The sequence below is a fragment of the Streptomyces sp. NPDC059010 genome (assembly GCF_042740355.1).
Lineage (GTDB): Bacteria > Actinomycetota > Actinomycetes > Streptomycetales > Streptomycetaceae > Streptomyces.
Map to the genome: position 1 here is coordinate 21394 of NZ_JBHYJA010000060.1, position 25185 is coordinate 46578.

The 25185-nt window shown below is 71.6% G+C and carries 25 protein-coding genes and 1 pseudogene; 11 read left to right on the plus strand and 15 right to left on the minus strand.

Annotated elements, in window-relative coordinates; translation table 11 throughout:
- Positions 1 to 121 precede the first annotated feature (121 nt).
- Entirely contained in the window at positions 122 to 1171 is a 1050-nt protein-coding gene (locus tag ACFWYS_RS41455) for a FecCD family ABC transporter permease (RefSeq protein WP_384781265.1), read from the minus strand.
- Positions 1168 to 2160 carry a FecCD family ABC transporter permease gene (locus ACFWYS_RS41460; RefSeq protein WP_384781324.1) on the minus strand — a complete coding sequence of 331 codons (993 nt, stop codon included), beginning with the start codon at positions 2158 to 2160 and terminating at the stop codon, positions 1168 to 1170. Before ACFWYS_RS41460 ends, ACFWYS_RS41455 begins: the two co-directional genes overlap by 4 nt.
- Before the next feature lie 207 nt (positions 2161 to 2367).
- Between ACFWYS_RS41460 and ACFWYS_RS41465 the strand changes: the two genes are divergently transcribed.
- Positions 2368 to 3213: a (2Fe-2S)-binding protein gene (locus ACFWYS_RS41465; protein WP_384781267.1), complete on the plus strand. Its 846-nt coding sequence runs from the start codon at positions 2368 to 2370 to the stop codon at positions 3211 to 3213.
- Positions 3214 to 3296: 83 nt separating this feature from the next.
- On the opposite strand, the gene ACFWYS_RS41470 is transcribed toward ACFWYS_RS41465, so the two are convergent.
- Genes ACFWYS_RS41470 through ACFWYS_RS41485 form a run of 4 tightly spaced genes read right to left on the minus strand, consistent with a single transcriptional unit; the run spans position 3297 to position 7799 of the window.
- Positions 3297 to 5051 carry an ABC transporter ATP-binding protein gene (locus ACFWYS_RS41470; RefSeq protein WP_384781269.1) on the minus strand — a complete coding sequence of 585 codons (1755 nt, stop codon included), beginning with the start codon at positions 5049 to 5051 and terminating at the stop codon, positions 3297 to 3299.
- A gap of 32 nt (positions 5052 to 5083) precedes the next feature.
- Positions 5084 to 5713, minus strand: coding sequence for a TIGR00730 family Rossman fold protein (locus ACFWYS_RS41475; RefSeq protein WP_384781271.1), 630 nt, complete (start codon positions 5711 to 5713; stop codon positions 5084 to 5086).
- On the minus strand, positions 5704 to 7032 hold the full coding sequence (locus ACFWYS_RS41480) for an FAD-binding protein (protein ID WP_384781273.1): 1329 nt from the start codon (positions 7030 to 7032) through the stop codon (positions 5704 to 5706). Before ACFWYS_RS41480 ends, ACFWYS_RS41475 begins: the two co-directional genes overlap by 10 nt.
- Positions 7029 to 7799, minus strand: coding sequence for an isopentenyl transferase family protein (locus tag ACFWYS_RS41485; RefSeq protein ID WP_384781274.1), 771 nt, complete (start codon positions 7797 to 7799; stop codon positions 7029 to 7031). The genes ACFWYS_RS41480 and ACFWYS_RS41485 overlap by 4 nt, the downstream gene beginning before the upstream one ends.
- Positions 7800 to 8069: 270 nt before the next feature.
- On the opposite strand from ACFWYS_RS41485, the gene ACFWYS_RS41490 reads away from it, so the two are divergent.
- A complete protein-coding gene (locus ACFWYS_RS41490; protein WP_384781276.1) occupies positions 8070 to 8672 on the plus strand; it encodes a transketolase in 603 nt (200 codons plus the stop codon).
- On the opposite strand, the gene ACFWYS_RS41495 is transcribed toward ACFWYS_RS41490, so the two are convergent.
- The gene (locus ACFWYS_RS41495; RefSeq protein ID WP_384781278.1) at positions 8665 to 9264 is read right to left on the minus strand and encodes a rhodanese-like domain-containing protein; all 600 of its coding nucleotides are present in this window, start codon (positions 9262 to 9264) and stop codon (positions 8665 to 8667) included. The two genes, ACFWYS_RS41490 and ACFWYS_RS41495, sit on opposite strands and share 8 nt — an antisense overlap.
- A 63-nt stretch (positions 9265 to 9327) precedes the next feature.
- Here ACFWYS_RS41495 and ACFWYS_RS41500 point away from each other — a divergent pair, with 63 nt between their 5' ends.
- On the plus strand, positions 9328 to 9615 hold the full coding sequence (locus ACFWYS_RS41500; RefSeq protein ID WP_384781280.1) for a metal-sensitive transcriptional regulator: 288 nt from the start codon (positions 9328 to 9330) through the stop codon (positions 9613 to 9615).
- Positions 9616 to 9642: 27 nt separating this feature from the next.
- On the opposite strand, the gene ACFWYS_RS41505 is transcribed toward ACFWYS_RS41500, so the two are convergent.
- From ACFWYS_RS41505 to ACFWYS_RS41515, 3 genes and pseudogenes are all read right to left on the minus strand, one after another.
- A complete protein-coding gene (locus tag ACFWYS_RS41505) occupies positions 9643 to 10392 on the minus strand; it encodes a sulfite exporter TauE/SafE family protein (RefSeq protein ID WP_384781282.1) in 750 nt (249 codons plus the stop codon).
- Positions 10393 to 10536: 144 nt separating this feature from the next.
- The gene (locus tag ACFWYS_RS41510) at positions 10537 to 10869 is read right to left on the minus strand and encodes a rhodanese-like domain-containing protein (protein ID WP_384781326.1); all 333 of its coding nucleotides are present in this window, start codon (positions 10867 to 10869) and stop codon (positions 10537 to 10539) included.
- Positions 10867 to 12210 (minus strand): annotated as a pseudogene (locus ACFWYS_RS41515) (rhodanese-like domain-containing protein); the annotation flags it as partial. The pseudogene ACFWYS_RS41515 and the gene ACFWYS_RS41510, both read right to left, overlap by 3 nt.
- 229 nt (positions 12211 to 12439) lie before the next feature.
- On the opposite strand from ACFWYS_RS41515, the gene ACFWYS_RS41520 reads away from it, so the two are divergent.
- The 4 genes from ACFWYS_RS41520 (at position 12440) to ACFWYS_RS41535 (ending at position 15608) form a co-directional block, all read left to right on the plus strand.
- Positions 12440 to 13528, plus strand: coding sequence for an S-(hydroxymethyl)mycothiol dehydrogenase (locus ACFWYS_RS41520; protein WP_384781284.1), 1089 nt, complete (start codon positions 12440 to 12442; stop codon positions 13526 to 13528).
- Entirely contained in the window at positions 13528 to 14157 is a 630-nt protein-coding gene (locus tag ACFWYS_RS41525; protein ID WP_384781286.1) for an MBL fold metallo-hydrolase, read from the plus strand. Before ACFWYS_RS41520 ends, ACFWYS_RS41525 begins: the two co-directional genes overlap by 1 nt.
- A gap of 66 nt (positions 14158 to 14223) precedes the next feature.
- Positions 14224 to 14598 (plus strand): DUF4180 domain-containing protein, encoded by a 375-nt coding sequence (locus ACFWYS_RS41530; protein ID WP_384781288.1) that lies wholly within the window; start codon positions 14224 to 14226, stop codon positions 14596 to 14598.
- A gap of 95 nt (positions 14599 to 14693) precedes the next feature.
- Positions 14694 to 15608 (plus strand): SDR family oxidoreductase, encoded by a 915-nt coding sequence (locus ACFWYS_RS41535; protein ID WP_384781290.1) that lies wholly within the window; start codon positions 14694 to 14696, stop codon positions 15606 to 15608.
- Here ACFWYS_RS41535 and ACFWYS_RS41540 read toward each other — a convergent pair.
- Positions 15599 to 16147, minus strand: coding sequence for a hypothetical protein (locus ACFWYS_RS41540; protein WP_384781291.1), 549 nt, complete (start codon positions 16145 to 16147; stop codon positions 15599 to 15601). The two genes, ACFWYS_RS41535 and ACFWYS_RS41540, sit on opposite strands and share 10 nt — an antisense overlap.
- A gap of 263 nt (positions 16148 to 16410) precedes the next feature.
- Here ACFWYS_RS41540 and ACFWYS_RS41545 point away from each other — a divergent pair, with 263 nt between their 5' ends.
- From ACFWYS_RS41545 to ACFWYS_RS41555, 3 genes are all read left to right on the plus strand, one after another.
- Complete coding sequence (locus tag ACFWYS_RS41545) at positions 16411 to 16785, plus strand: hypothetical protein (protein WP_384781293.1); 375 nt, start codon at positions 16411 to 16413, stop codon at positions 16783 to 16785.
- A 213-nt stretch (positions 16786 to 16998) separates the two neighbouring features.
- Complete coding sequence (locus ACFWYS_RS41550; RefSeq protein WP_384781294.1) at positions 16999 to 17355, plus strand: ArsR/SmtB family transcription factor; 357 nt, start codon at positions 16999 to 17001, stop codon at positions 17353 to 17355.
- Positions 17356 to 17390: 35 nt separating this feature from the next.
- A complete protein-coding gene (locus tag ACFWYS_RS41555; protein ID WP_384781297.1) occupies positions 17391 to 18197 on the plus strand; it encodes an SDR family NAD(P)-dependent oxidoreductase in 807 nt (268 codons plus the stop codon).
- A 70-nt stretch (positions 18198 to 18267) separates the two neighbouring features.
- Here the strand turns inward: ACFWYS_RS41555 and ACFWYS_RS41560 are convergent, their stop codons facing one another.
- Both ACFWYS_RS41560 and ACFWYS_RS41565 read right to left on the minus strand, forming a co-directional pair.
- Complete coding sequence (locus ACFWYS_RS41560; RefSeq protein ID WP_384781298.1) at positions 18268 to 19737, minus strand: amino acid permease; 1470 nt, start codon at positions 19735 to 19737, stop codon at positions 18268 to 18270.
- 210 nt (positions 19738 to 19947) lie between these two features.
- Positions 19948 to 21549, minus strand: coding sequence for a PucR family transcriptional regulator (locus tag ACFWYS_RS41565; RefSeq protein ID WP_384781328.1), 1602 nt, complete (start codon positions 21547 to 21549; stop codon positions 19948 to 19950).
- Positions 21550 to 21857: 308 nt separating this feature from the next.
- Here ACFWYS_RS41565 and ACFWYS_RS41570 point away from each other — a divergent pair, with 308 nt between their 5' ends.
- Positions 21858 to 22559, plus strand: a complete 702-nt coding sequence (locus ACFWYS_RS41570; protein ID WP_384781300.1) for a L,D-transpeptidase family protein — start codon at positions 21858 to 21860, stop codon at positions 22557 to 22559.
- Between the two features lie 43 nt (positions 22560 to 22602).
- Here the strand turns inward: ACFWYS_RS41570 and ACFWYS_RS41575 are convergent, their stop codons facing one another.
- Positions 22603 to 23805 (minus strand): Gfo/Idh/MocA family protein, encoded by a 1203-nt coding sequence (locus ACFWYS_RS41575; RefSeq protein WP_384781301.1) that lies wholly within the window; start codon positions 23803 to 23805, stop codon positions 22603 to 22605.
- 29 nt (positions 23806 to 23834) lie between these two features.
- Positions 23835 to 25178, minus strand: coding sequence for an ABC transporter substrate-binding protein (locus ACFWYS_RS41580; RefSeq protein ID WP_384781303.1), 1344 nt, complete (start codon positions 25176 to 25178; stop codon positions 23835 to 23837).
- Between the last annotated feature and the right edge of the window lie 7 nt (positions 25179 to 25185).

The window sequence follows — 25185 nt, forward strand, 5'->3', positions numbered from 1 at the left end:
CGGGGCGAAGTCATCTGCGGTTCGGTCATGCCGTTAAGGGGCGCGGGGAACTGCGCGACAAGCCACGACGGCGCCGCACCCGCCAGACGACCGATCGCGGCACCCCCCGAGGAGCGCACCGTCATCCGCGGCTCCTTTGAACGGGCGAGCTCTGCCGAAGCATCAGCACCAGCAGCCAGGGCGCACCCAGCGTGGCCGTAACCGCTCCGACCGGCAGCCCCTCGATCGGCAGCAGGTGCTGCACGACCAGGTCGGAGGCGAGCAGCAGCACCGCCCCGGTGAGCCCGGCCAACGCCAGCGACGCGGCGGTCGGCGGCCCGGTGACGAACCGCACCACATGCGGCACGGCCAGCGCCACGAACGTCACCGGCCCGGCGAGCGCCGCCGCCAGCGAGGCCAACACGACCGCGAGGACGAGCAGTTGGAGCCGGGCCCGGGAGGTACGCAGCCCGAGCGCGCCCGCCGAGTCGTCCCCGAGGTCGAGCACGGCCAGCTGACGGTTCATCACCAGCGCGGCGGCGAGCGCCGGCACCATGGCGCCGCCCGCTCCCCACACCTCGGTCCAGGTCCGCCCGTACACCGAACCGGTGGTCCACTGCAGCGCGGATCCGGCGAGCTCGGCCGGGAAGCGCACGATCATCAGGTTCACGGCGGCGGCGAGTCCGGCCTGTACGGCGAGGCCGGTGAGCACAAGCCGGGTCACCGCGAGCCCGGAGCCCCAGGCGAACACACCCAGCAGCAGGGCCGCGAGCAGCCCGCCGCCGACGGCCCCGAGCGGGATCAGCGACTGGGAGGCCCCGGCGGCGATCAGCGCGACCGCCCCGAGGGAGGCACCGCCCGCGATGCCCATGACGTCCGGCGAGGCGAGCGGATTGCGGAACAGCCGCTGCAGCACACAGCCCGCCGCACCCAGCCCGGCACCGGCGACGATCGCGGCCACCGACCGGGGCGCCCGGAACTGCTGGATCACCAGCACGTCGCCCGGATCGCCGAGCCCGACCAGCGCACGCAGCGCCGTGGTCGCGGGCATCGGGATCTCACCCGTCGTCAGGGACACGGTGAGCAGCATGAACAGCAGGGCCAGACCGGCCGCGGCGAACAGCAGGACGCGGCGCCGGACCCGGGCCCGGGCCGTGGACTTGGCCTGTACGGAGACGACCGCGGCGCTCATCGGGCCACCCTCCGGGCCAGCAGCGCCAGCAGCGGCGCGCCCAGGAACGCGGTGACGATGCCGACCTCCAGCTCCGAGGGACGGATCACCATCCGCCCGAGTACATCGGCCGCGAGCAGCAGCAGGGGACCGGCGATCAGACAGCCGGGCACCAGCAGCCGGTGGTCGCCGCCGAGCAGCGGCCGTACGAGATGGGGGGCGGCGAGCCCGACGAAGGCGACCGGACCGGCGACCGCGACCGCCGACCCGGCGAGCAGGACGACCGCGATGCCGCCCGCCAGCCGGATCCGGGCCACCGGAACGCCGAGCGCCTGGGCCGAATCGTCGCCCAGGGCAAGGGCGTTGAGGGCGGGGGAGACGGCCAGCGCGACGACCAGACCGAGCAACAGGGTCGGCAGGACCGGCCACAGCACGTCGAGGGTGCGGCCGGAGAGCGACCCGGCCAGCCAGAAGCGGGCCTCGTCCAGGGTGCGCTGGTTCATCAGCATCACCGCCGACGTCCAGGACAGCAGCACGAGTTGGAGGACGGTGCCGCCGAGCGCCAGCCGTACGGCGTCGATGTCCCCGGCGCGCCGGGCGAGCGCCTGCGCGAACAGGGCGGCGCCGGCCGCACCGGCGAACGCGAACCACACGTACTGGGCGGGGCTGTTGAGCTTGAGCGCGAAGATGGCGACGACGACCGCGAAACCGGCGCCCGCGTTGATGCCGAGCGTCGTCGGCGAGGCGAGCGGATTGCGGGTGATGCCCTGGGCGACGGCCCCGGCGACCCCGAGTGCGGCGCCGACCGCGAGCCCGATGACGGTCCTCGGCAGGCGCAGCCCGGTCACCACGAGGGCTTCGCGTCCGTGAGCGTTGCCGAACAGCGCGTCGGCCACCGTGCCCAGCGGCACCGGGCGGGCGCCGAGGGCGAGGCTCAGCGCGGTGCAGAGCACGAGGGCGGCGAGTCCGGCGAGGAAGAGCGGTATGTGCCTGAAGGCACGGAAGGACACACCGGTCGGTGCGCCCCGTTGGGTCGCAGTCACAAGCCGTGAGCTTAGGTTAGGCTTCCTTTATGTTTCAACTGCTGTGGGTTCACTGTGATGTGTGCGATAGATGATCACCCGCGGCGTGTCTGCCTGGCATTCTGAGCCTGATCGTGAGTGTAAGGTAAGCCTTACCTAGCCTGCATTCGCTGAAACCTTCGCACAGGAGCACCGATGTCCGTGGCCCCGACGACACCGTCGACCGGCGCCGTCGCGCATACGCTCGGTGATGTCTATGCACGGCTCACCGACCTCTGCGACGTCCTGTCCGTGCGGGTCGCCGAGCCCGGTGCCCGGGGCCCGCGGGATGGGGTGTCGGCAGCGGAACTGGTGAAGGACGAGGCCGTGCTCGACGCCTTCGTGGCGGCGGAGGCGGCCCGGATTCACGATCGCTACGGGACCGTCGTGCGCCGTCATGTCGCCGCCTCGCGCGCGCTGCACGACTACGCCTGGTCGGTCTCGCTGCTCATGAGCGGCGCCTGGTACCTCGAACGCCGAGTGCCCCGGATCCGGCCCGAGGACCTGCGACTGGACCTCGCCACGGCCGAGTTCACCGTGACGCCCGGCAGCGACCTCGCCTGCCTGGCCGACGATCCGGCGGCCGCCCTGCCCGGTGTATTGACGGTCCCTCATGAAGAGGCTCTGCGCGCCGAGTTGAGGGCCGCCGTCGCCGATCACATGAGTCCGCTGCTGGAGGCCATGGGCCCCGTCGCGCGCCGTGGCTCACGGGCCCTGTGGGGCATGGTCTCCGACGACCTGGTCTCCGGCATCTGGTACCTCGGCCGCACGCTGGGCCGCGAGGACGAGGCCGTGCGGGCGGCGACCCGACTGCTGCCGACCGCGGTGGCCCCGTACCCGAGCGGCGCCGACTTCCGTCACCTCACCACGGACGACGGCCGCCGGCACCCGACCCGCACCCGCGCCGGCTGCTGCATGTACTACACGATCCGCCCGGACGAGGCGTGCGCCACCTGCCCCCGCACCTGCGACGCGGAGCGGCTGCGCAGGCTCCAGGGCTGAGACGACCGAGACGGTCCGGACGGCCGGGGTCACCGGGGCAGCCGAGGCGGTCGAGCGGGTGCGAGGGCCGGTGACGGCTCGGCTCACTCGGCCGTCGCCAGGAACTGCGTCGCCGCCAGCTCCGCGTAGAGCGGGTCCTCGGCCACGAGTTCGCGATGGGTTCCCACCGCGCGCACCTGTCCCGCGTCCATCACCACGATCCGGTCCGCCATCGTCACCGTCGACAGCCGGTGCGCGACGACCAGCACCGTGGTCGTACGGGCGACATCGGCGACGGTGTCCCGCAGCGCCGCCTCGTTCACCGCGTCCAGCTGCGAGGTGGCCTCGTCGAGCAGCAGCAGCCGGGGGCGGCGCAGCAGGGCTCGGGCGATCGCGACGCGCTGCCGCTCCCCGCCGGACAGCTTGGTGCCGCGGTGCCCGACGAGCGTGTCCACACCACCGGGCAGCCGGGCGACCAGGCCGTCGAGGCGGGTCGTCTTGAGCACGCGGGTGACGGCGTCGTCGTCCGCGTCGGGGTTGCCCAGCAGCAGGTTGTCCCGCAGCGAACCCGACAGGACCGGCGCGTCCTGCTCCACATAGCCGATGGCGGACCGCAGTTGGGGGAGATCCCAGTCCGCCAGGTCCCGCCCGTCGAGGGTGATGGTCCCGGCCTCGGGGTCGTAGAAGCGCTCGATCAAGGAGAAGACGGTGGTCTTGCCCGCACCCGACGGGCCCACGAACGCGGTCATGCCCTGCGCGGGCACGGCGAACGTCACGCCGTGGTGGACGTACGGCAGGTCGTCGGCGTAGCGGAAGCGGACGTCGGCGAAGGCCAGCGCGGCGGGCTCCGCCCCGGCAGTGGGCAACGGCGCGGGCGCGGCGGCCGGTTCGGCGGGCAGCCGCAGCGCCTCCTGGATCCGGGCGAGCGCCGCCGAACCCGTCTGGTACTGCGTGATCGCTCCCACGACCTGCTGGATCGGCGACATCAGATAGAAGACGTACAGCAGGAAGGCGACCAGCGTGCCGACGTCGATCGCCCCGGTCGCCACCCGCGCCCCGCCCACCGCGAGCACCGTGATGAAGGCGATCTGCATGGCGAGCCCGGCCGTGTTGCCCGCGGCGGCCGACCACTTGGCGGCCCGCACGCTCTGCCGCCACGACTCCTCGGCGGCGTCGTGCAGGGTCCGCTCCTCCCGGTGCTCGGCCCCGGACGCCTTCACGGTGCGCAGCGCGCCCAGTATCCGCTCCAGCGAGGCCCCCATCACCCCGACCGCGTCCTGCGCCTGACGGCTGGCCCGGTTGATGCGCGGCACGATCACGCCGAGGACCGTTCCGGCGGCCAGGATCACGGCGAGCGTGACCAGCAGCAGCACCGGCTCCACCAGACCCATCATCACGACCGTCGCGACCAGCGTGAGCCCGCCCGTGCCGAGGCCCACCAGCGAGTCGGTGGTGACCTCGCGCAGCAGGGTGGTGTCCGAGGTGATACGGGCCATCAGATCGCCCGGTTCGCTGCGGTCCACGGCGGTGATGCGCAGCCGCAGCAGATACGACGACAGGGCCCGCCGCGCGCCGAGCACCACCGACTCGGCGGTGCGCCGCAGCACGTACGAGCCCAGCGCGCCCACCGCCGCGTTGGCCACGACCAGCCCGGACATGAGCAGCAGCGCACCGGTGATGGCCCGGTCATGGGACAGGTCGTCGATCAGTCCGCGCGCGACCAAGGGGAGGAGCAGCCCGGTGGCGCCGGTGACGAGCGACAGTACGGCGCCCACCAGCAGCGCCCATCGATGCGGCCGTACATATCCGAGCAGCAACCGCCACGAGGGCTGGGCGGTCGGCGTCTGGGCTGTGCTCACGGCGCTCCTCGGGAGTCGGGCGGAGCCTCAGGCTACGTCGGCACCGCCCCGCGGGGCTCCTCGGTTTCCACCCCGGACAGCCGGGCCATGACCTCATGCGTCGACTCGCACACCCGCACCCGCTCCAGATCACCGGCCCGCAGGAAACCCTCGTCACGCGCGTGCGTCAGAAAGGCCAGCAGCGGACGGTAGTAGCCGAACAGGTCGAGCAGCAGACACGCCTTGCGGTGCAGGCCCAGCTGCGCCCACGACAGGGCCTCGAACAGCTCCTCGGCCGTGCCCAGACCGCCCGGCAACGTCACGAAGGCGTCGCCCAGCTCGGCCATCCGTGCCTTGCGCTCATGCATGTCCGCGACGACCTGGAGCTCGGTGAGCCCCGTATGCGTGATCTCGTACGGCAGCAGGGCGCGCGGTACGACCCCGGTCACCGCGCCCCCGGCCGCCAGGGCACCGTCGGCGACCGCGCCCATGAGACCGGTGCGGGCACCGCCGTAGACCAGCCGCACGCCCGCCCCGGCCAGGGCGCTCCCGAGCTCGGCGGCGGTGTGCAGATGACCGGGGAGACGGCCGGGAGAGGCGCCGCAGAAGACCGTCACCGCGCTCACGGAGATGCCTGCGGTCGCGTCCGCCTCGGCCGGTCCGGTTCCGGAGGTCAGGCCCACAGCCCGTACCCCCTGGTCAGGATGTGGTGCGGGTCGTAGCGGTCCTTGGCGCGGACGAGTTCCGGCCAGTCGGGGCCGAAGTGGGCGCGCCAGTCGTCGGGCGTCATGGGCAGCGCCGAGACCGGGTGGAGGACGCCGCCGACGGCCGTGGCCCGCTCGTACAGTGCGCGGTTGGCCGCCACCAACCGCCGTACGACGCCCGGCCGGTCGGGCGGTGCCGTGCGCATCAGGGAGAGCAGGCAGAGGAGTTCGCCCGCGGGCCTGCGCAGCAGCGGGGCGTGCAGGGCGCGGCCGGACAGCGGGCGGAGCTGGACCGTTCCGCAGGTGCGCAGACCGCGCTGGGCGTCCTCGGCGAGCAGGGCCGGGACGAAGGAGGCCACGGCCTGCTCGGGGAGCAGCAGCGTGAGCCAGGGGTGCGGGCGGTGCCACTCGCCCGTGGCGCGCAGCAGACGCTCGTCGCGGTCGAGGCGGTGCAGATACTCGGCGTACGACAGGTCCGCGATCTCCTCGGTGTCGCGGTCGTGGTCGAGGTCGCCGACCAACAGCTCGTCGTCAGCGGGCGGTTGGCCGCAGCGCGGCGGGTCGGTGTGCGGCGCGACCGCCTCGATCATGTACTGCCAGCCGCCGCCGAGTGCCGGTCGCGCCTGCCCCGTGACATGGCTGAAGCGGGCGTCGCGGGCCAGCCGCCGCTGGTCGGTGAGGTAGGTGGCGGGGGAGTCGTGGTAGAGGCGGTAGCGGCGCACCCGGGCCGGGGCGGGCACCAGGGCGAGGGTGGCGCCGACGATCAGCGCGCACTGGCCGAGGCCCGCCAGGACGGCGCGGAACAGGTCCGGACGCCGGTCGGGCGCGCAGGTCAGATGCTCCCCGGTGCCCGTGACGACCTCCACCTCCCGCACCCGGTCGGCGACCAGCCCGTGCCGGTGGCTGGAGCCGCCGAAGCCGCCGGTGCTCAGCACCCCGCCGACGCTGCCGCCGAGATGGTCGGGCAGCACCGGGGGCGTGAGCCCCTCGGCGAGGGCGGCCCGTACGACATCGCGCCACGTCGCACCGGCCCCGGCGATCAGCGTCCGCTCGCGCGGCACACAGCGCACCTCGTTCAGCGCGGTCATGTCGACGACGTAACCGCCGTGCGCCTGCCCCTGCCCGTACAGCGCCTGTCCGCCGCCGCGGGCGGACACCGGCAGCCCGTGCGGACCGGTGAAGCGGAGGATTTCCTGGACGGCCGCGGCGGACGGGGCCGTGCGGACGCCGAGCGGACGCGAATCGACGATGTGGCCGAAATCGACGGCCGCTTCCTGCACGACCGGAGTTCCGTTCATGCCACACGCTCCAGCACACCGAAGCCCGGAACCGATTCCGGGACCGCACCCTCGAAGATTTCGCCGAACACCCGATGCTGGAGAAAGCCGTGCTCCGCGTGCCGTTCGGCGATCAGCGCTGTGATCCGTTCGAGTACATGCTCGGGGATGGGTTGCTCGTCGATGCTCCCGACGTCGAGGGAATACTTCGCGCAGCATTCGAGAACGGCCTCGAATCCGTTGACCGAGGCCGCCAGGAACCGTCGGCGCGGATCGCGCCAGAGCGTGGCCAGTTCATGGAGGAGGCCGGGACCGCAGGCGCCCGGGGTGAGCATCTCTTGGGCCCGGCGGGTCAGGGCGGCGACGTACTCGTCGCGCGCGGGCAGCGGGAGCAGACGGACCGTCAGCCGCCAGGACAGCTCGGACCGGCGCTCGCACAGCTCCCGCAGCAGCGAGATCGAGCCACCCTCGACGATCACCAGCGGGTGCGTGGAGGCCAGCCGTTCCACCAGCGCGACCAGCGCGTCCGTCGCCTCGGCCGCGGGCAGGTCGCCGTCGGCGAACGTCCGGTCGCCGAGCCAGTGCCGGTGCACGCCGGGTACGTCGGCCCCGGCGCGGGCGCTGGTGGTGGCCAGGTCGGTGAAGCACTGCAGACGGTCCGCGACGACCATCGGGGCACCGGTCGCCCGGGCCAGCTCGGTGGCCGCCGCGCTCTTGCCGACCCCGGTCGGACCGGCGATCAGATGGACCAACGGGCGGGCGGCGGGATGCGTTTCACTTTCGGCCATGGCGGGACTCCCCTTCCGCTGGGTGTGCCGGAAAGCGCGCTTTTCACGCTACGCACCCGAGCCCCACGTACTCACCCAGCGATGTGCCCGGATCGGGCAAAGAGACAGCCATAACCCTGAGGGCTTGTTAAAGATTAAAGCGTGTGGCGGTGAAGCGCTTAACCACGGGCACTCAATGGGGATGTGAGGGGCAGTCAGGCCTTCGTGCCGGACCGTTTTCTCAACGAATTCTTGACGTGTGCGATGAACCCGTCCCCGGGAGGATTCCCCATGAACTCCGACATGCTGCTGGCCGCCGCCGAAGCCCTTCCCGAACCCCGCGCCCACGCGCCCGCGAAGCCCGCCACCGTCCTCGTCGGCTACGGCGCCGTCGAGGAGCTGACCCGCTTCGCCACCGACCCCCGCTGGGCCGTGCATGTCCCCGGCCACCCCGTCGAGGTCCGCCGCGCCATCGAGCACGCCGTACGGCGCGGCGAGCGGGCGTATGTACATGTCTGCGGCGGCTCCAACGCCGAACCGCGCGGTGTGACCGAGGGCTTCGAGCTGGTCCGCGAAGGGCTGGACGGCGTGGTCGCCGCGGTCGGCGCCACCCTCGACCCCGTGCTGCGGGCCACGGCGGGGCTCGACCTGACCGTGCTCTACGCGGCCACCGTCCGGCCGTTCGACCAGGTCGGCCTGCGTACGGCCGTGCTGGCCGCCGACCATGCCGACGTGGTGCTCGTCGAGCCCGGCCAGCCCGGACTGTCGGCCCGGCATGTCGCCGAGACGCTGGTCCACGTGCCGCACCGGCTGCTGGCCCTCGGCGGCGCGGACGGCACGGACGGCCCGGACGAGGCCGCGCTCGCCCGGGCCGTCCGGGACTTCCTCAGGTGACCGAGGGGCGCCCCGCCCCGCGCTGAGCCAGCGCGGCAAGGGTCGCGTCCAGGTCGGCGGGGCGCGGGCGGTTGTGCGGCAGCTTCGACAGCAGCGCGGCCATGCCGCAGGTGTTGGTGAGCGCCGAAAACACCAGGCCGCTCGCGATCCCCGCGGAGAGCAACTGCCAGGCCGGGTGCAGCAGCCCGAGGGCCAGACCGGCCAGGACGACCGTGCCCGCGGTGAGGCGCACCTGGCGCTCCATCGCCCACACCGGGCGCCCGCCCGACGCCGGCCGGTCCAGCGGGTGCCCGCGCCCCGCCCAGTCCTGGGTGCCGCCCGTCAGGGTCATGGCCCGGATGTCGTGCTCGGCGAGGGTGTGGCACGCGTTCGCCGAGCGGGCGCCGGAGGTGCAGACCACCAGGAGTTCGCCGGACAGCTGCCGGAGTGCGGGCAGTGCCCTGTCGAGCTGGTGCAGGGGGATGTTCAGGGCCTCGGGCAGATGCCCGGCGGCGTACTCGCCCGGCGTGCGCACGTCGATGACGGTCAGCCCGGGCAGCCGGGTGCGGGCCTCGTCGGCGTCGATGGCGGGGGAGTTGAGCCGTGGGTTCATGGGGAGTGAGATCCTTTCGGGGGAGGGGGTAAAATACCCCTACGGGTATGGAGAGGAGTGATCGTGGAGCTGCAGTTCGAGGGCGATGACCTCAAGTCGGTGCTGAACCGTCTGCGCCGGGCGCAGGGGCAGATCTCCGGAGTGATCAAGATGATCGAGGAGGGCCGTGACTGCGAGGACGTCGTCACTCAGCTCGCCGCCGCCTCCCGGGCCCTGGACCGGGCCGGGTTCGCGATCATCGCGACCGGGCTGCAGCAGTGCCTCACCGACGCCGAGCGGGGGCAGCGGGACGGTGAGACGAAGGAGCAGATGAAGGCACGGCTGGAGAAGCTGTTCCTGTCGCTGGCGTAGTCGGCGCGGGCGGCACCGTCCCGGGCGTCATACGACGGCGTCGGCCAGCATGAACAGCGCCACCGCCAGCAGGGCGCAGGCGAAGATCCGCTGCAGCGTGCCGCCGGAGACCTTCTGGGCGAGGCGCTTGCCGTCCCAGGCGCCGAGCACCGCGGCCGCGGCGAACGGCGCGACGGCCGTCCAGTCGACCGGCGCCGCCGAGCTCGCCCGGGCCGCCAGCGCCACCAGCGAGTTGACGGTGATGACCAGCAGACTCGTGCCCACGGCGGCCCGCATCCGCAGCCCCACCACGTTCACCAGCGCCGGTACGGCGAGAAAGCCGCCGCCCACCCCGAGCACCCCGGTCACCGCACCCAGCCCCGCTCCGGCCCGGACGACCCGGCCGGAACGCACCGGCACCTCCTCGTGCCGTACGGCCGCGGACGGCCGGAGCATACGCACCGCGGCGACCGCGGCGATCACCGCGAACGCGCCGGTCAGCACTCCCGGAGGCAGCCGTCCGGACACCGCCCCGCCGACGGCGGCGGGCACCAGGCCGGCCGCGGCGAACAGTGCCCCGGCCCGCCAGCGCACCGTGCCCTCGCGGGCGTGCGCGACGAGCGCGGTCAGTGAGGTGACGGCGACGACGACCAGGCTCGCGGTGGCGGCCGCGGCGGGCGTGAAGCCGAGCAGATACATCAACGCGGGCACGGCCAGCACACTGCCGCCACCCCCCAGCGCCCCGAGCGCGAGCCCGGTGACGGCACCGGCGAGCAGACCGAGGACCAGGGCGCTCACCGGGGGTGGCCCGGGGCGTGGCACCTGGCGAGGTGGCCCGGGGCGTGGGCCCCGGAGAGGCGGCCCGCGCGCAGGGCTCGGGTGCGACCGGGGTGAAGGGCCGGGGTGGGCGCGACCAGTGACTCCCGTGCCTTCCCGTGGGCCTCACACACCACCGTGCGCCCCCGACTCCGCCACCACGGGAAGGCCCGCCTCGGCCCAGGCCCGCATCCCCCCGATGACGTCCACGACGTCCGCGCCGCGCGCCGTGAGCAGGGCGGCGGCCGCCCGGGAGCGCTTGCCGGAGCGGCAGATCGCGACGACCGACCGGCCCTGCGCTACCGGCGGCAGCAGCTCACCCGACGTCAGTGCGGACAGCGGCGCCAGCACGGCGCCCGGAGCGTGCCCCGCGGCCCACTCGTCGGGCTCGCGCACATCCACGAGCACGGAATCCGCCTCCGCCAGCCGGTGTGCCTCGGCCGCGGTGACGCGCGCCATGGGGAGCCCGGCGGCCTGTGCCGCCGCGAACCCGTCGTCGACGGCGACGACGTCGCGTCCCGCAGCGTCCAGCAGTGAGGCGGCGATGGCGGCCCGCATGCCGCCGGCGCAGTGCACCCACACGGTGCCGTCGGGTATCTCGGCGAGCCGGTCGCGCAGCTGGTGCAGCGGTATGTGCACCGAGCCCCTTAGGTGACCGGCGTCGCGCTCGGAGTCGCGGCGCACGTCCAGGACCACCGCATGGTCCTGTGCGGCCAGTTCGGCGAAGGTGCCGCGCGGGAAGGAGCGCGGCCGCTCACCCCGGCGGGTCCAGTCGGCGGGGGAGCCGGTCGCGGCTGCGGCCGGCCGGTCGATGCCGACCCGCACCAGTTCCCGTTGGGCGTCGGCCAGTTGGGCCGGAGTCTCGGCGAGCAGCGTGACCGGCTTGCCCCACGGCAGCAGCCAGGCCAGATAGGTGGCGAGCTGCCCCTCCGCCTCGAAGTTGAACGAACCGGCGACATGCCCCTCGGCGAACGCCACCCGGTTGCGCAGATCCACCACCCACTCCCCGGCGGCGAGCCGCGCCGCGATCTCCTCGGCGTCGGCCGGGCGCGGCGGCGTCAGGTCCACCGGCGCGGGACCCCGCGCGTTCGCCGGACCCATGTGCGCGTAGTACGCCGGGACGTCGTCGAGCCCCGCGAGCAGGTCGGCGACGAACGCGTCGACGTCCTTCACCAGGGCGTCGTTGACGGCACGCTCACGCCCGATCGTCGTCGTCGCCCCGCCCGCGGCCTGTGTGGCGGAGCAGAAGCTGCCGAAGCCGTGGGTGGGCAGCACCGCCGTCTCGTCGGGCAGTTCGGCGGCCAGCCGCTGCGCGGAGTCGTACTGCGCCCGCGCCAGCCGCCCCGTCAGCCGGGGCTCGACCAGATCGGGCCGCCCCACCGTGCCGATCAGCAGGGAACCCCCGGTGAACACGGCCACCGAGCGCCCGCTCTCCTCCAGGACGTACGAGGTGTGGTGCGGGGTGTGCCCGGGAGTGGCCAGGGCGCGCAGCACCAGACCGTCCGTGATCTCCGTACGGTCCCCGTCGGCGACCGGCACCCGGTCGAACCCGACCTGCGCGGCGGCCGGCACCAGGTAGACGGCGCCCGTGAGCCGGGCCAGCTCCAGACCGCCGGTCACGTAGTCGTTGTGGACGTGCGTCTCGGCGACGTGTGTGATGCGCACGCCCCGCCGCGCGGCGGCCGCGATCACCCGGTCGATGTCCCTGGGCGGATCGACCACCACGGCGCTGTGCGCGTCCCCCGCCAGATAGCTGCGGTTGCCGAGCCCCGGCACGTCGATGGTGTCGACGAAGTACACGGCAGTGCTCCTCTCCTGGTCCTCTCGTGCACCCCCCGGATGCATTACCCCCGGGGGTATATGCCAAAGATAGCAGCAGTACCCCGGGGGGTATTCCGGGATGGTGATCGAAAGGCGCGGATCGATGGCCGGAAAGGTGACGTGAAGAGCTCGGATCCAGCCCTTTACTGATCAGTCACATCTAGGGTCGGGAGTGGAACGAGAGCCGCCGAGGGAAGGGTGGAGCACCATGGCGCAGGAAGTTCGCGGCGTGATCGCACCGGGCAAGGACGAGTCGGTGCGGGTGGAGACGATCGTGGTGCCCGACCCGGGGCCGGGCGAGGCCGTGGTGAAGGTGCAGGCGTGCGGTGTGTGCCACACCGACCTGCACTACAAGCAGGGCGGCATCAGCGACGACTTCCCGTTCCTGCTGGGGCACGAGGCCGCGGGTGTCGTGGAATCGGTGGGGGAGGGCGTCACCGATGTGGCGCCCGGCGACTTCGTCATCCTCAACTGGCGCGCGGTGTGCGGCCAGTGCCGGGCCTGTCTGCGCGGCCGCCCCTGGTACTGCTTCGACACCCACAACGCCCGGCAGAGGATGACCCTCGCATCGACCGGACAGGAACTGTCCCCGGCGCTCGGCATCGGCGCCTTCGCGGAGAAGACGCTGGTCGCGGCCGGGCAGTGCACCAAGGTCGACGCGTCGGTGGCGCCGCAGGTCGCCGGCCTGCTGGGCTGCGGCGTGATGGCCGGAATCGGTGCGGCGATCAACACCGGCAACGTCGGCCGCGGCGACACCGTCGCGGTGATCGGCTGCGGTGGCGTCGGGGACGCCGCGATCGCCGGGTCACGCCTGGCCGGAGCGGCGAGGATCATCGCGGTGGACATCGACGACCGCAAACTCACCACGGCCCGCACCATGGGCGCCACGCACACGGTCAACTCCCGGGAGAACGACGCGGTCGAGGCGATCCGCGAGCTGACCGGCGGCTTCGGCGCCGACGTCGTCATCGAGGCCGTCGGCCGCCCGGAGACGTACAAACAGGCCTTCTACGCCCGCGACCTCGCCGGCACGGTCGTCCTGGTCGGCGTGCCGACCCCGGAGATGAAGCTGGAACTGCCGCTGCTGGACGTCTTCGGCCGCGGCGGCGCGCTGAAGTCCTCCTGGTACGGCGACTGCCTGCCGAGCCGCGACTTCCCGATGCTCATCGACCTGCACCTGCAGGGGCGTCTGGACCTGGCCTCCTTCGTCACCGAGACCATCGCGCTGGACGAGGTGGAGAAGGCGTTCGAGCGGATGCACCACGGTGACGTGCTGCGCTCGGTGGTGATGCTGTGATGGCTGCCCGCATCGAACGCCTCGTCACTTCCGGCCAGTTCACGCTGGACGGCGGCACCTGGGACGTCGACAACAACGTGTGGCTCGTCGGCGACGACCACGAGGTGATCGTCATCGACGCCGCCCATGACGCCGACGCCATCGCCGAGGCCGTCGGCGACCGGCGCCTCACCGCGATCGTGTGCACCCACGCCCACAACGACCACATCGACGCCGCGCCCGCCCTGGCCGACCGGACCGGCGCCACGATCTGGCTCCACCCCGACGACCTGCCGCTGTGGAAGCAGACCCACCCCGGCCGCGACCCAGACGCCCACCTCGTGGACGGGCAGATCATCGAGGCCGCGGGCGCCGACCTGACCGTCCTGCACACCCCGGGCCACGCACCGGGCGCGGTGTGCCTGTACGACTCCGGCCTGGGCGCCGTCTTCACCGGCGACACCCTGTTCCAGGGCGGTCCGGGCGCCACGGGCCGGTCGTACTCCCACTTCCCGACGATCATCGACTCGATCCGCGCCCGCCTGCTCGGCCTCCCGCCCGAGACCAAGGTCCTCACCGGCCACGGTGACCCGACCACCATCGGCGCCGAGGCTCCGCACCTGCAGGAGTGGATCGACCGCGGCCACTGAGCCCGGCCCCGCCGCGACCGGAAAACCCGTGGTCAGGGGCGGGACGCGACCGTACGATCACGCCCCATGACCACCAACACGCTCGTGACCCTGCATGACGTACGCGTCCTGCGCTGCGCTCCCGACGGCCCGCCCCTGGACGGCGAGAGCGCGGCGCTCGATCTCATCGGCGACGCCTTCGGGCAGGACGCCGCGCTGATCGCCGTGCCGGTGGAGCGGGTCGGGGACGAGTTCTTCCGGCTGCGGTCGGGCGTCGCGGGCGCGGTCATGCAGAAGTTCGCGAACTACCGGCTGCGCCTCGTCCTCGTCGGCGACATCTCCCACCACATCGCCGAGAGCACCGCCCTGCGCGACTTCGTCCACGAGACCAACAACGGCCGCGACATCTGGTTCCTGCCGACCTACGACGCACTCGACGCGCGGCTGCGCCCGGCCGGGTGACCCCGGAACACGGCCGGTAAAAGACGACAGAAGATGTCCGGCTTACCCGGCACCCTCGAAGACGACATCGCTCGCAGAGGGTCGGGAGGCCGGACATGTCACAGCCGCTCAAGGGCAGGGTCGCACTGGTGGCCGGGGCGACACGGGGAGCCGGACGCGGTATCGCCGTGGAACTCGGCGCGGCCGGCGCCTCCGTCTACGTCACGGGACGCAGCACCCGCACTCGCCGCTCGGAATACGACCGCCCCGAGACGATCGAGGACACCGCCGACCTGGTCACCGAGGCAGGCGGCGACGGCATCGCCGTACCCACCGACCACCTCGACCCGGCGCAGGTCCGCGCACTCGTCGACCGCATCGCGGACGAACAGAGCCGCCTCGACGTCCTCGTCAACGACATCTGGGGCGGCGAGAAGCTCTTCGCCTGGGACAGCCCCGTCTGGGAGCACGACCTCGACAAGGGACTCCGGCTGCTCCGCCTCGCGGTCGAGACCCACGCCATCACCAGCCACCACGCCCTGCCGCTGCTCCTGCGCCACCCCGGCGGACTGGTGGTCGAGATGACCGACGGCACCGCGCAGTACAACGGCGCCCACTACCGCAACTCCTTCTTCTACGACCTCGCCAAGGCGTCCGTGCTGCGCATGGCCTTCTCCCTCGGCCATGAACTCGGACCACGCGGCGCCACCGCCGTCGCGCTCACCCCGGGCTGGCTGCGCTCGGAGATGATGCTGGAGGCCTTCGGCGTGCGCGAGGACAACTGGCGCGACGCCCTCGAACGCGTCCCGCACTTCGCCATCTCCGAGACCCCGCGCTATGTCGGCCGCGCCGTCGCCGCCCTCGCCGCCGACCCCGAGGTGGCCCGCTGGAACGGCGAGTCCCTCTCCGGCGGACAGCTCGCGCAGGTCTACGGCTTCACCGACCTCGACGGCAGCCGCCCCGACGCCTGGCGGTACCTCGTCGAGGTCCAGGACGCGGGGAAGCCGGCCGACACCACGGGCTACCGCTGAGAAGACACCTGGTCGTTCGCGTGGACCGACCACCGCGCGGAGTGGCCCGGCGGGAGGCCCAGGTCGTCCCGCACCGCCGCGTAGTAGCCCTCACGCCCGGCGCGCTGCCGCTCCAGCAGCGACTGCCAGGCTTCCGGATCCCGTCGGCCGTCGCGTACGAACCGCTCCATCTCCATCGCCACCACCACCCAGGCCCGTGCCCTGTCCACCACCTCGGGGCTGCCCAGCATGATCAACGCCTCACCCGAGGGATCCCGGCCGGTGGTCGCGTCCGCCAGCAGCGGTGTGGCCTCCTCCAGGGACAGGGGATCCGGGTGCGGGTCGTTGCCCAGCCCGGCGGCGACCCGGTATGTCACCGTGACCGTCTTCTTCACCGACCGCGCGTAGTCGGCGTACACCGCCAGCCGCCGCTCCTCCCAACGCGCCGTCTGCTCCCGCCGGAACCGCATCCGGTCGCCCCGCACGACCACCAGATACGAACCGATCGCGCCGATCACGACGCCGAGGAGCGCGGGGAGTTGCTGAAGGAACGCGGACATGGACGCACGGTACCCGCCCGGTGATCATCTCGACACCTGCGTTCCCGCCGGACCGACCACGGACTGCGGGTCCGGTGTCAACTTCTTGTCCAGTCACGGCACTTGGGGACGGTCGAAACGGTCCGGTCGTGCCCTTGTTCGGTCGGCACGGGTCAGTCCCAGAGAGTTCCTCCCGGCGTGCCGACGGCGTGCGTACGGTCCCGGCACCGAGGCGGGTCGCCAGCACCGGCCCGCGCAGTCAACGGCATGCAATGGGAGGCGCTGTGGCGAGTGTGGAAGTGTCGATGAAGGAGATGATGGCGGGGATCGAGGGAGCTCTGGGAGCCGCTGTCGTCGACTACACCAGCGGAATGGCGCTGGGCACGCTCGGGGGGAGCAAGGACCTGGACCTGACCGTCGCCGCGGCCGGCAACACGGATGTCATCCGGGCCAAGGTCCGCACCATGGAGCAGTTGGGCCTCAAGGGCCGGATCGAGGACATCCTGATCACGCTGGACCGCCAGTACCACCTGATCCGCCTGGTGAAGGGTCGTACGGGTAACGGGCTGTTCCTCTACCTCGTCCTCGACAAGGCCCGCTCGAACCTGGCGATGGCCCGTCACCAACTCAAGACCGTGGAGGAGGCGATCGAGATCTAGCCCGCCCGAGGACACCTGTGACCACGCCTGCCCTACATGTGAAGACTTCTTCAAGTCACCACATCAGCATGGTTCCAATGTGGGTTCCTGCCGGGCCCGGGGCGTGGAGGATCGGCTTTCCGTAGGCGGCCTGTCGGTTGCGGCGGTGTCCCCGGACGCCGCCGCACCGCAGGCGGTCGCAGTCCCACCCCTTCCGACCAGGAGCGAGCATCCATGCAGGCCCCCCTCTACCAGGTCAAGGCGGAGTTCTTCCGCATGCTCGGCCACCCCGTGCGCATCCGGGTGCTGGAACTCCTCCAGCACGGCCCGGTGCCCGTACGGGACCTGCTGGCCGACATCGAGATCGAGCCGTCCAGCCTGTCGCAGCAGCTGGCCGTCCTGAGACGCTCCGGCATCATCGTGTCGATACGGGAGGGCTCCACCGTCCGCTACGCGCTCGCCGGCGGAGACGTCGCCGAACTCCTGCGTGCCGCCCGCCGTATCCTCACCGAGCTCCTCACCGGCCAGAACCAGCTCCTCACCGAACTGCAACAGGCCGACACCCCGGCCGCCCTGGACCGCACCGGGTGAGACCGCACGAGGGCACCGCCACTACGGTTCGGTCCATGACGGTCACGACGCGCTTCGCGGGGTACGGAGTTCTGATCACCGGCGCGGCCCGCGGCATCGGGGCCGCCACCGCACGCCGTTTCGCCGAGGAAGGCGCGCGCGTCCTGGTGACCGACAGGGACGGACCCGAGGCCGAGGAGACCGCGGCCGAGCTGCGGGACCTGGGGCTCGCGGCGCAGGCGCTGGCCTGCGACGTCGCCGACCGCGCGTCCGTCGAGGCGGCCGTCGCCCACGCCGTCGACGCGTTCGGCTCGCTCGACGTGCTGGTCAACAGCGCGGCCTCCTGCACACCCGACACCCCGCTCTTCGAGGACGGCCCGGACGAGGAGTGGGCCCGCGACCTCGACATCACCCTGACCGGTACCTACCGCTGCTGCCGCGCCGCACTGCCGCACCTGGCGGCCACCGGCCGCGGCGCCGTCGTGAGCATCGGCTCGGTCAACGGCCTCCAGGACTTCGGCAACCACGCCTACAGCGCCGCCAAGGCCGGCCTCGGCTCCCTCACCCGCACCCTCGCCGGGCACGCCGCCGCCCGCGGGGTCCGGGTGAACCTGGTGGTGCCGGGCACGGTGCGCACCTCGGCGTGGGAGGGGCGGGAGGCGGACCTCGACGCGGTCCGGGGGCTGTATCCCCTCGGCCGGGTCGGCGAGCCCGAGGACATCGCCGCCGCGGTCGCCTTCCTGGCGTCCCGCGACGCGGCCTGGATCACCGGTACGACGCTCACCGTCGACGGCGGACTTACAGCGGTGAACGCGGGGTTCCGCGAGGGGATACAGGGGACACAGCGGCGGCGAGCCACCTGAGCAGACGCACAGGTCGGCTCCCCGCCGGACAGGGCGGGGAGCCTGTGACGCGTACGGCCGCTTCCGGTGGCTACCGCGGCGCGACCGCGTCCTTGTTGCTGTTCGTGCCGTTGGCGCGGATCCGGTCCCGTACCAGCGAGATCCCGATGACCAGTGCGGCGACGAGCACCGAGAGCAGCACCTGACTGCGGCCACCGCCCTCGCTGTCGTCGGTGAGCATGTAGACGAGCACGAACGAGATCATCGCGATCGTCGCCCATGTCAGATACGGGAACAGCCACATCCGGACGACGAGCTTCTCCGGGCTCTCGCGCAGGATGATCCCTCGCATCCTCAGCTGCGAGAAGCAGATGACCAGCCACACGAAGAGGGCGACCGCACCCGAGGAGTTCAGCAGGAACTGGAAGACGGTGTCCTTCCACAGGTAGTTGAAGACGACCGCGACGAAGCCGAAGGCCACCGAGGCCAGGATCGCCGCCTGCGGCACGCCGCGGGAGTTCGTGCGGACGAAGGCCTGAGGGGCGTCGCCGCGCTGGCCGAGGGAGAAGGCCATGCGGGAGGCGGTGTACAGGCCGGAGTTGAGACAGGACAGCACGGCCGTCAGCACGACGACGTTCATGATCTGCCCGGCGTGCGGGATACCGATCGAGTCCAGGGCCGCCACGTACGAGCCGTGCTTCTCGATCGAGGGGTCGTTCCACGGCAGCAGCGAGACCACGACCAGGATCGAGCCGACGTAGAACACGCCCACCCGCCAGATCACGCTGCGGGTGGCCTTGGCTACGGCACGCCGTGCGTCCGGGGCCTCACCGGCGGCGAGGGTGACGATCTCGCTGCCCATGAAGGAGAAGACGACCAGCAGGATGCCGGTGAGGATCGTGCCGGGCCCGTTGGGCAGGAAACCGCCGTGCTCGGTCAGATTGCCGAAGCCGGTCGCGGCGTGGTCGGAGCCGGGCAGCACACCGAAGATCGCCAGGCCGCCGAGGACGATGAAGCCCGAGATGGCGACGACCTTGATGCCCGCGAACCAGAACTCGAACTCGCCGAAGGAGCCGACCGAGGCCAGGTTCGTGGCGGTGAGCACCACCATCACGATCAGCGCCCAGGCCCACTGCGGTACGGCTGGTACCCACCCTTCCAGGATCACGGCACCCGCGGTGGCCTCCACGGCGAGCACGACGACCCAGAAGAACCAGTACAGCCAGCCGATCGAGAACCCGGCCCAGCGACCGAGCGCCCGGTCGGCGTAGGCGGAGAAGGAGCCGGAGGACGGGTTGGCCGCGGCCATCTCGCCGAGCATCCGCATGACGAAGACGACCAGCGCGCCGACCAGCACGTACGACACCAGGATGCCGGGTCCTGCGGCGGCGATACCGGATGCGGAACCCACGAAGAGACCGGCGCCGATCACCCCGCCGATGGCGATCATCGACAGATGGCGGTTCTTGAGGCCGGCCCGTAGACCTGCCTGCTCCGGAGGCTGACCACCTGCGGGTGGAGCGGTGTCTGGGGCGAGAGAACCGGGGGGACGTGTAGTCATGTCGACATCCGTTGAGTGGTTGGGAGAGCTGTGCGGGGAGCGGGCGCCCGGGGCAGCGTTCACGGCATGGGGTGAGCCGTGTCACTTGCTGAAATGGATTTGCGCAAGCGTATGAGGGGCCATGGGGCGACGTGTTTGTGAAAGACGAACAAACTCGCCCGCAATGCCTGTGGGACCGGACAATGCGGAGTCGGCGTCGGGCGGCAGGCCTCAGGCGTTCGGCGGCAGCCGCAGCTGGAGCATGGCCAGCAGACGCTGGTCGGGACGGCTCAGATCGAGACCGGTCAGCTCCTCGGCCCGGCGAATGCGGTAGCGCAGCGTGTTGGGGTGCACATGCAGCTGGGCGGCGGCCTCCCGGACGTCACCGAGGGCGTTGAGGTAGGCCAGCAGGGACTCGGCCAGCCGGCCCTGGTGCCGGTTGTCGTGCGCCACCAGGGCGGTCAGCCGTGGATCCCGTATCTCGGGGTGGGCGGCGAACAGCGTCAGCATCTCGCTGATGAGCACCTCCGCCTGGATGTCGGGCAGCGCGGCGACCGCGGTGGGAAGGCCGGCGCTCATCATGGCGTCGAGGATGCGGTCGGCCTCCCTGCGTGACTCGGGGACGTCGCCGAGTGCGGGCACCAGGCAGCCGATCGAGCCGCGCAGCGGCAGGCCCAGGTGGCGGCGCGCGGCGTCGGTGATCTCCTGGCCCCAGCCGCGCAGCGTGTCCGTGTCGATACTGCGCGGCAGCTGGGGCAGGAGCACATAGATACGGGGGTCGAGCTGGGTGACCAACGCGCTGCGGTGGCGTGCGGCGATGTGCACCGAGATCAGGTTGGTGACCTCGGTGTGGGTCAGCTCCGGTGCCGCGCCGACATGGCTGGTCTCCGGCGCGGCGACGACCTCCGCGGTCCCGTACGAGAAGCCCAGGACGGCGGCCGGCAGGGTGGCGTCGAATCCCAGGTGCGTGGCGAGCGGCTGCGGCCCGGTGCTTCCCTCCAGCAGTCCGGCCAGCAGGGTCCGGGTGAGCGTCAGGTCCTCGGACAGTTCCCGGCGGCGCCGTACCAGGTGGTGTGCGGCGACCCGGGCGGCGCCCAGAAGTACCTGCTCCGAGTGGTCGGACAGGGGCGTCGAGCCCTCCTGCACCCAGATGGTGCCCAGCTGCCGGTCCCCGGACCTGATGGCCACCGCGAGCCGGCGGCGGATTCCCAGCTCCGGGTGGCTGTCGATGCCGATGACCTGGTCGCTGGAGTGCAGGTGCTGGAAGACGCCCCACGCGCGCAGCTTCGCCAGGTACGCCTCCGGTCCCTGCCAGCCGAGGATGGAGCGCCGCCGCAGGTCGTCGATCTCGTCGGAGTCGGTGGAGCGGGAGTAGGCCAGCACCCGGTTGGCGACGTCCTCGACGCTGACGATGCCGTTGGTGAGGATGGCCGTGGTCTGGGCGAGGGAGAACAGGTCGCCCTCGCCCGCCCCTTCACCGGGGTGTCCCGGAGGGGCGTCGTCCAGGGCGGCGCAGGCCAGCGCGTTCACCTGCTCCCAGCGCGCCTCACCGCGCAGTGAGAGCAGGGCCACCCCGGCCTCGGCGGCCGTCTCGCTGAGGGTCCCGGCCTGACCGGGACCGTCCAGCTTGACCACGACGGCGGCGGCGCCGTCACGAGCGGCGGCCCGCAGCGCGGGAAGGGCGGCCCGGCCACGGGCCCCGATGACGAGGACCAGCTCGCCCGGCCGGGCGGTCGGAGGGTCCTCGGGGTCGAGCAGGGCAACCCCCAGGATCTCGACGTCGAGCCCGGCGGGAGCGGCCTGCACCTCCACCAGGGAGTCACCCAGGGTCATCAGCAATTGGCGCAGGCTGACGCCGGCTGGGGGCGGTGACACCGCGGCCGGATCCATGAACGCCGCCTCTGCTGGGAACCATGGCGGACCCTGATGCTATCCGCCCGGGCGAGACGGTCCCCAGGGGGCGGGACACCCGTCGGCGAGCGTGGACCAGTGAGCCATTTGCGCAGGTCGACGGGGACCGGGTCGGCCGCGTAGTCACAAGTTCACCATTCGGTCACAGACCGAACAGCTCGGACAACCGATCCCGGGGTGCACGGGTCTAGCCAGCAGAGACCCAGACAGCACCAGGGAAAGGCCAGGCCATGGGGGACATACGCAGACGGCGCGCCGTCGCACTCGGCATCACCGGAGGACTCGTCGCACCGCTCGCGCTCACGCTCGCCGCCAGTCCGGCGCAGGCGGCGCCGAGCTGTACGACGCAGACCGGGCCGTATCAGAAGCAGGTGGAGAAGTTCCTCGGCCGAGCGGTCGACGGCAAGCAGTCCGCGGGCGACTGCAAGGCCATCCAGGCCTTCCAGACCAAGCACGGCATCACCCCGAACGCCGGCTACGCGGGTCCCGTCACCTGGGGCGTGATGGACCTCATGAACAAGCAGAAGGCCGTCGGCAACAACCCCAACAAGGACGGCAAGTGCCCCACCAACAAGGGCCGCATCGCCTGTGTGAACCTCACGCTCCAGCTGAGCTGGATCCAGGACGGCAGCAGGCTCGTGTACGGCCCGGTCCCGGTCCGCACCGGCCGTAACGGCTACGAGACCCGCACCGGCCTGAAGAAGATCTACTGGCGCAACATCGACCACGTGTCGACCATCTACAACGTGCCCATGCCCTACGCCCAGTTCTTCGACGGCGGCCAGGCCTTCCACTCGGTCGGCGTCAGCATGTGGAACCCGCCGGGCTCGCACGGCTGCGTCAACATGACCAAGACCAACGCCAAGAAGTACTGGTCGCTGCTGAAGAACGGCGACGACGTCTTCGTGTACGGCCGCAAGCCGGGCACCTGAGTCAGGACAGGCACCCGGCTCGCGAGTCGATGCCGGGGAGACGTCACGCCCCGGGGGCGTCCCCGAAGTCCGGGATCTGCAGCCTGACCCCGCCCTGCCGCGCCGACTCGTGCGCGATGATGCCCGGCAGGGTGTAGCGGGCCGCCACCCACGCGTTCACCGACGGCAGGGTGCGGGAGTTGACCGCGGTCACGAAGTCGTCGACCAGGAAGTGGTGGCTGCCTTCGTGGCCGTTGTGCAGGTTGTCGAACTCCCTCGGCAGCCGGGCGCGGTCGTGCACCGGCGCCGAACCCGAGGTGAAGGCGGCCCGCAGCTCCGGCGCGATGTGCTGGAGTGACGGATCGTCAGGAGACAGGGTGGGCTTGGGCTCCAGCAGCTCGCTGATGTCCTTCACACCCTTCTTGTCCTGCCACATGGCCACGGTCGCGAGCTGCTCCATGCTGGCCTCGGTGCCGAAGAACCGGAACCGCGACTCCCGTATGTGCGAGGGGTAGCCGACCCGCCGGAACTCGTTGGTGCGGAACGAGCCGCCGCCCGCGACCTCGAACAGCGCGGTCGCGTTGGACACGTCGTTGTCGAACTGGCTGACACCCCTGTCGAAGACGCCGTCCCCCCGGTCGTCCACGACCCCGATCGCCGAGACGCTGACGGCGTGCGTCTGCCAGGCGCCGAGCACCCCACCCACCGAGTGCGTCGGGTAGAGCAGCGGGGGATAGGAGGCGGTCGCCTTCCAGCTCTCGCCGCCGCTGTACTGGTACGCCTCGTAGAACCCCAGATCCATGTCGTGGACGTAGTCGCCCTCGGCGTAGAAGAGCCGCCCGAAGGCGCCCTCGGCGATCTGGTTGCGGGCGTGCACGGTCGCCGGGTTGTACTGGCTGGTCTCACCCATCATGTACGTCAGCCCGGTCGCCCGGACCGCCTCGATGACCGCCGCGATCTCCTCGGTGGTGATCGCCATCGGGACGGCGGAGTAGACGTGCTTGCCGGCGTTCAGGCCCTGGACCACCAGCGGGCCGTGGGTCCAGCGCTGGGTGAAGATCGCGACCGCGTCGACGGCCTTCGACTCCAGCATGGCCTCGTACGACGGGAAGGTGCCGGCCAGCCCCTGCGCTTCGGCGAGCTGCTCGGCCCGCTCGGGCAGCAGATCGGTGACATACACGTCGCTGACACCGGGGTGGGCCTGGAACAGCGTGGCGAACTGGCCGGAGAACTGGCCGGCGCCGACGATGCCGAGGGAGAACGTCATGTAAGGCATGCCCTTCACTGGTCGAGAGATCACTGCGAGAGGATCAGATTGATCTGGTCGTTGGTCTGGTCGAGGCTGCTGACGGACTTGCCGTTGCCGTAGATGTCCTCCATCGCCGGCATCATCAGGGCGGTCACGTCGGCCGCGTAGTTGGTGATCGGGTAGGAGAAGGTCCGGGAGTCCTTCTTGTCGGCCACGGGTTCGGTGAACGCGGTGACGTCGATGCCCTTCTTCTCGTAGGCGGCGATGGCGGCCTCGGTGCCCGCCGGGGTGGCGGGGAAGACGACACCGGCCTTGCCCACGACGCTCTGGCACTCGTCCGAGGCCAGGTACGCCACCCACTTACGGGCGTCGGCCTTGTTCTTGGACGCCTTCGAGATCGAGTCGGCGAGGCCGTTCATCATGGTGGCGCGCTTGCCGGTCGGCCCGACGGGCGTGAGCGCGCTCTTGATGTCGAGGCCCTTGAAGCCGTCGTAGCTGGAGATCATCCAGGCCCCGTCGAGGGCGGCCGCAGCTTTGCCGGCGGCGACCTGGGTGTTGGCCTGGTTCGACTGGATGTTGTAGTCGGAGAAGGGGGCCATGTACCCCTTCTTCGCCAGGCCGAAGTACCAGTCGATCACCGACTGGAAGGTCTTGCTGCCGTACTGGTACTCGGTGCCCCAGCGTGCCTTCTCCGTGTAGCTCCATCCGGCGGAGGCGGTGAAGGGGCTCCATTGGGTCTGGCCGTCGCCGAAGCCGCCGCCGTTGGTGGCCAGCCCGTACACCTTGACGTTGTTCTTGTCGAAGCCCGGCTCGTCACCCCGTCGGCCCTTGGCGTCGACGGTGAGATGGGCGATCGCCTTCTCGAAGGTCCCGCCGTCCTTCGGGTTCCAGGCCAGGGAGTTGAGCTGCCCGGCACCGAGCCCGGCGTCCTTGGCCATCTTGGCGTTGTAGAAGAGCGCGACGGTGTCCCAGTCCTTCGGGGTGCCGTAGCGGTGGCCGTCCTGGCCGATCCAGTTGGCGGCCAGGCCCGGCTGGTAGGCGGAGTCCTCGATGCCCAGGTCGTCCAGCGGCTCCAGCACCTTCAGATCGGCGAACTGGCCGAACTTCTGGATGTGGTCGGTGAACACGTCCGGCTGGGTGCCCGCGATGAACCCGGCGGTGAGCTTGGTCCAGTAGTCGCTCCAGCCCAACTGGGTGATCTTCACCTTCAGCCCGGGGTTCGCCTTCTCGAACCCCTTCGCACAGGCCTGATAGGCGGGCAGCTGGTTGGTGTCCCACAGCCAGTACGTCACCGTGTTCGACGACGCCCCGGTCGAGTCGCCCTGCGCACAGCCCGATGCCAGGGACAGCGTGAGCGCTCCGGCCAGCGCGGTCAGCGTACGAAGTCGCATCTTCCAG